Below are 1,073 nucleotides of genomic sequence, written 5' to 3' on the forward strand. Positions count from 1 at the left end.
TTTCCTCCAGGTACTGAGATGTTTCAGTTCCCCGGGTTCGCTTCACGAAGCCTATTTTATTCAGCTAAGTGATACCTTTTTCCCAATTACTTCCACCCGGCGAACCGAGAAGAGATAATCGGGATAGGTGGGTTTCCCCATTCGGAAATCGTCGGGTCAAAGGTTGCTCACACCTCACCGACGCTTATCGCAGCGTGCCACGTCCTTCATCGCCTGTACATGCCAAGGCATCCACGAATTGCCCTTACCTCACGCTTGAGAGTCCACACCACCAACGACAACACTGGATCGCCTCCCGAAAGAGGGCGACACGAAACTCGGCAGAGCAGTGTAGCGTGGTATGCTCGGTGTGGATGATAAATCTCAGCCAGATTATTGTAGAGATATAGAATTGGACGCCTCGAACCGGCGTAGCCAGTCCGCTGCAGGCCGAAGCCCTTGGCGAACCGCTTGCGCGATCCTCATCGTCTCAAACCCATACCGCCACGGCATCGATTTTAAGAACCCATTCACAATGTCAAAGAAGGCCGTCGCGGCCTTAACCTCATGGTCGCCCATGAGGATCTCGTGTCTTCATCTCTAGGAAACGTCAAAGCGTGGTGGAGCCTATCGGGATCGAACCGATGACCTGATGCTTGCAAAGCAACCGCTCTCCCAGCTGAGCTAAGGCCCCGTAACGCACATCCGGCAAATCGAAGCGATGTTGCCATCAAGCTTCGTTCACGCAGTGGTGGGCCGAGTAGGAGTTGAACCTACGACCTCACGCTTATCAGGCGTGCGCTCTAACCACCTGAGCTACCGGCCCGCACCTGGCTTGCGCCGTCAGTCGCGGCAAAGCCGCGCCTTGGGGCGCGCCGTGCCGTGCTGGCCGTGCTCGTTCGCATGCGATCCAGCTTGCGCTGGTTCGTCTTGCGAACTTCCTAGGATGAAGGGACATGAGGACGGCGGCAATGTTCTTTGGAATGGAGGAAGCTCTTCCAGCCACCGAAGTGACCAGCGCTTTCCGCCGATATCCTTAGAAAGGAGGTGATCCAGCCGCAGGTTCCCCTACGGCTACCTTGTTACGACTTCAC

The 1,073-nt window shown here is 56.0% G+C and carries 2 tRNA genes and 2 rRNA genes; all 4 read right to left on the reverse strand.

Features of this window, described 5'->3' with window-relative positions:
* Window positions 1-261, reverse strand: a 23S ribosomal RNA gene (locus ACH0CP_RS18920); the annotation flags it as partial.
* 336 nt (window positions 262-597) lie between these two features.
* A tRNA-Ala gene (locus tag ACH0CP_RS18925) sits at window positions 598-673 on the reverse strand.
* 55 nt (window positions 674-728) lie between these two features.
* Window positions 729-805, reverse strand: a tRNA-Ile gene (locus ACH0CP_RS18930).
* 214 nt (window positions 806-1,019) lie between these two features.
* Window positions 1,020-1,073: ribosomal RNA gene (locus tag ACH0CP_RS18935) — 16S ribosomal RNA — on the reverse strand; the annotation flags it as partial.

Source organism: Sphingomonas sp. 179-I 2A4 NHS (genome assembly GCF_045369135.1).
Taxonomy (GTDB): Bacteria; Pseudomonadota; Alphaproteobacteria; order Sphingomonadales; family Sphingomonadaceae; genus Sphingomonas.